Here is a 3,501-nt window from a genome sequence, read left to right on the forward strand (position 1 = left end):
TCCTCGTGCGCAATGCCGTACCGGTCGAGGAGCATTCCGATCGCCTCGGCTTGGTCGCGGCGGAATCGCTCGGAGTAGTCGGCGAGGAGAGCGCGCAGCGCGGGCCGGTGCCGCGACATCGCCATGAGCAGATCCATCAACTCAGGGCGGTCCGGCAGCGATGACATCGAACTACGACGATGATTCGCCTTCGTCGACGGGTGTGCTGTCGGCCAATTGTCACGAAGGTCGATTTGAAGGCTGATTCGATCTTTGTCAATATTGAAATATGTCGATACAACCTGGCCGTGGCGCCGAGTCTTGCTGCGCCCCGTTGATGCGGGAACCGCTCACTGAGGACTGGGCCGGTGACCTGGCTCGGATGTTCAAAGCGATCGGCGATCCGGTGCGACTGCGAATGCTGAGCCTGATCGCCAGTCACGAGGGCGGCGAGAGCTGCGTGTGCGACATCTCCCCGGCGTTCGACCTGTCTCAGCCGACGATCTCGCACCATCTCAAGGTGCTGCGGGAATCCGGCCTGCTGGACTGCGAGCGCCGCGGTACCTGGGTGTACTACCGGGTAGTTCCGTCCGCGCTGGCGCAGTTGTCGGCGATCCTGTCGTCGGAATCGGATGTCGTCGACGGCTCGGCGTGCCTGCCCGCCGACACGGTAGTCGTGGAGGTGTCGGCGTGAGCGGGACCGCGACCACCACGGAGCATCCGGCCGTCGTCGCGAAACTCTCGACTCTCGACCGGTACCTGCCGGTGTGGATCGGCATCGCGATGGTCGCCGGCCTATTGCTCGGGCGGATGATCCCCGGCCTCGGCGACGTCCTGTCCGCGGTCGAGATCGACGGCATCTCGCTGCCGATCGCCCTCGGCCTGCTGATCATGATGTATCCGGTGCTCGCGAAGGTCCGCTACGACCGCCTCGCCACCGTCACCGGCGACCGCAAGCTCCTCGCCGGGTCCCTCGTCCTGAACTGGGTTCTCGGCCCGGCCCTGATGTTCGCGTTGGCGTGGATCTTCCTGCCGGATCTTCCCGAGTACCGGACCGGCCTGATCATCGTCGGTCTCGCCCGCTGCATCGCCATGGTCATCATCTGGAACGACCTCGCCTGCGGAGACCGCGAAGCCGCCGCCGTCCTGGTCGCGATCAACTCGGTGTTCCAGGTGATCATGTTCGCCGTCCTCGGCTGGTTCTACCTCTCGGTGCTGCCCGGTTGGCTCGGGCTCGAGCAGACCACCATCGACACCTCGCCGTGGCAGATCGCCACATCGGTGCTCATCTTCCTCGGCATCCCGTTGCTCGCCGGCTACCTGACCCGTCGCTACGGCGAAAAGGCCAAGGGCCGTGAGTGGTACGAACAGAAGGTCCTGCCGCGGATCGGCCCGTGGGCCCTGTACGGGCTGCTGTTCACGATCGTGATCCTGTTCGCCCTGCAGGGGGAGCAGATCACCTCCAACCCGGTGGATGTGGTGCGGATCGCGATCCCGCTGCTGGTGTACTTCGCGGTGATGTGGGGCGGCGGCTACGCACTCGGCGCAGCAATGCGCCTCGGGTACGAGCGCACCACCACACTCGCGTTCACCGCCGCGGGCAACAACTTCGAACTCGCCATCGCCGTCGCGATCGCCACCTACGGGGCCACCTCCGGACAGGCCCTCGCCGGGGTCGTCGGGCCACTGATCGAGGTCCCCGTCCTCGTCGGACTCGTCTACGTCTCGCTCTCTCTGCGCAACCGCTTCACCCCTGCCACCACCTGACCGGCCCCTTCCTGTCCGACCCTCGTGTCCGACCCTCGTGTCCGAAAGGGATTGTGCATGTCCACCACCCCGAGTGTGCTGTTCGTCTGCGTCCACAACGCCGGCCGATCCCAGATGGCCGCGGGTTTCCTCACCGCGCTGGCCGGTGACCGGATCGAGGTCCGCTCCGCCGGCTCAGCGCCCGCCGACCAGGTCAACCCGGCCGCCGTCGAGGCGATGGCGGAGATCGGCATCGACATCTCCGCGCAGAACCCGAAGATCCTCACCGTCGACGCGGTGCAGGCTTCCGACGTGGTGATCACCATGGGCTGCGGCGACACCTGCCCGATCTTCCTGGGCAAGTCCTACCGTGACTGGGTCCTCGAGGACCCCGCCGGGCGCGGCGTCGAGGCGGTCCGCCCGATCCGCGACGAGATCAAGACCAAGGTCGAGGCACTGATCGCCGAGCTCACCACCCAACCTGCCACCCGTGTCCGCGACGACATCGCAGGCAAGTGAGCACGAGCCCGCGGTCGTGACGACGGGGTCGGCCGCCCGCGGGCGGCCGACCCGTGTCTGCACGGCTGGTCAGCAGCAGGACGTGGCGGCAGTCGCCTTCTCGCCGTCGGCCGCGGTGCCGCAGCACACGTCGCCCTCGGCGGTGGCTGGGTCGACCTCGTGCTGCGGGCTCGATCCGAATGTCTCGGAGTCGGCGAGGACGGTGTAGACCTCCCACTTCTCGCCGGCTGGGCCGGTGACCCACACCTTGTCCTGGGTGGCGAAGCAACAGGTGGTGCCGATCTCCTCATCGGTGAACAGACCCTCGCCGGTCAGGCGGGCGATCTCGGAGTTGACCTTCTCGCTCGATTCCACCTCGACACCGAGGTGGTTGATGGTGCCGCCCTGTCCAGGATTCTCGAGGAGCACCAGTTTCAGTGGGGGGTCGACGATGGCGAAGTTCGCGTAGCCGGGCTCGAGCTTGGCCGGTTCGGTTCCGAACAGTTTCGTGTAGAACGTGACCGCTTCCTGCAGGTCGTCGACGTTGAGTGCGAGCTGGGCGCGTGACATGACAGCCTCCATGTATTTGATGTATGTCGAATTGCTGATATCTCCAGGATGCCACCTTTTCGACATATGTCAATAAAGTGGGTAGGATCGATCTCATGCCCAAGACGCTGCCTGTCGTCGATGTCTCCGCGCCCATCTGCTGCGCCCCGGTCTCGGCCGGGCCGATGACCGACGAGGCCGCGCTCGAGGTAGCCCTGCGCCTGAAGGCTCTGGCCGATCCGGCCCGGATCAAGCTCATGTCGATCCTGCTCACCGCCGACGAGGGCGAGGTATGCACCTGCGATCTCGCCACCGGCGTCGACCTTGCCGAATCGACAGTCAGCCACCACCTCGGCCAACTCCGCAAGGCCGGCATGGTCGTCTCCGAACGCCGCGGCATGAACGTCTTCCACCGCGCCCACGTCGACGCCCTCGACGCGCTTCGAGTCGTCCTGAATCCGAACTGCTGCAGTTAGACCGAGTTTTCACACAGCAGAACTGCCACGGAAGGCCGATCGAGCAGGTTCACGCAACGCTGCGGTCGCCGCCACCGACGGCGCCGAGGTCGCGGTGCTGGAACGTACCAGTGGCTGGGGCGGTGCTACCCGTCACCGCCGTGGTCGACCCCACTCCCCCTCGATCGCGACGAGCCACCGCTCGACGCGATCGAGGGTTTCGGCGTGGCCGAGGGTCAAACCGAGCGCATCCTCCATCACGATGACGCGGGAG

The 3,501-nt window shown here is 66.1% G+C and carries 5 protein-coding genes; 4 read left to right on the plus strand and 1 reads right to left on the minus strand.

Annotated features, from left to right (window positions below; all coding sequences use genetic code 11):
* Positions 1 to 268 precede the first annotated feature (268 nt).
* From WAX14_RS21805 to WAX14_RS21815, 3 genes are read left to right on the plus strand one after another with little or no spacing between them, the layout of a single operon-like run.
* Complete coding sequence (locus WAX14_RS21805) at positions 269 to 673, plus strand: ArsR/SmtB family transcription factor (protein WP_422630131.1); 405 nt, start codon at positions 269 to 271, stop codon at positions 671 to 673.
* Positions 670 to 1,746, plus strand: coding sequence for an ACR3 family arsenite efflux transporter (gene arsB / locus WAX14_RS21810; protein ID WP_422630132.1), 1,077 nt, complete (start codon positions 670 to 672; stop codon positions 1,744 to 1,746). Before WAX14_RS21805 ends, arsB begins: the two co-directional genes overlap by 4 nt.
* Positions 1,747 to 1,803: 57 nt before the next feature.
* Positions 1,804 to 2,244, plus strand: coding sequence for an arsenate reductase ArsC (locus WAX14_RS21815; RefSeq protein WP_422630133.1), 441 nt, complete (start codon positions 1,804 to 1,806; stop codon positions 2,242 to 2,244).
* Positions 2,245 to 2,313: 69 nt separating this feature from the next.
* Here WAX14_RS21815 and WAX14_RS21820 read toward each other — a convergent pair whose 3' ends face one another.
* On the minus strand, positions 2,314 to 2,793 hold the full coding sequence (locus WAX14_RS21820; protein ID WP_422630134.1) for an ArsI/CadI family heavy metal resistance metalloenzyme: 480 nt from the start codon (positions 2,791 to 2,793) through the stop codon (positions 2,314 to 2,316).
* A gap of 95 nt (positions 2,794 to 2,888) precedes the next feature.
* On the opposite strand from WAX14_RS21820, the gene WAX14_RS21825 reads away from it, so the two are divergent.
* The gene (locus WAX14_RS21825) at positions 2,889 to 3,248 is read left to right on the plus strand and encodes an Rv2640c family ArsR-like transcriptional regulator (RefSeq protein ID WP_422630135.1); all 360 of its coding nucleotides are present in this window, start codon (positions 2,889 to 2,891) and stop codon (positions 3,246 to 3,248) included.
* Positions 3,249 to 3,501 lie beyond the last annotated feature (253 nt).

The sequence above is a fragment of the Rhodococcus sp. (in: high G+C Gram-positive bacteria) genome (assembly GCF_049299235.1).
Taxonomy (GTDB): Bacteria; Actinomycetota; Actinomycetes; order Mycobacteriales; family Mycobacteriaceae; genus Rhodococcus.

What these genes read in the sequence shown, in the direction of transcription:
- WAX14_RS21805 (WP_422630131.1), top strand. Translation starts at nt 269, where the DNA reads ATGTCGATACAACCTGGCCGTGGCGCCGAGTCTTGCTGCGCCCCGTTG.
- WAX14_RS21815 (WP_422630133.1), top strand. Translation starts at nt 1,804, where the DNA reads ATGTCCACCACCCCGAGTGTGCTGTTCGTCTGCGTCCACAACGCCGGC.
- WAX14_RS21820 (WP_422630134.1), bottom strand. Translation starts at nt 2,793, where the DNA reads ATGTCACGCGCCCAGCTCGCACTCAACGTCGACGACCTGCAGGAAGCG.
- WAX14_RS21825 (WP_422630135.1), top strand. Translation starts at nt 2,889, where the DNA reads ATGCCCAAGACGCTGCCTGTCGTCGATGTCTCCGCGCCCATCTGCTGC.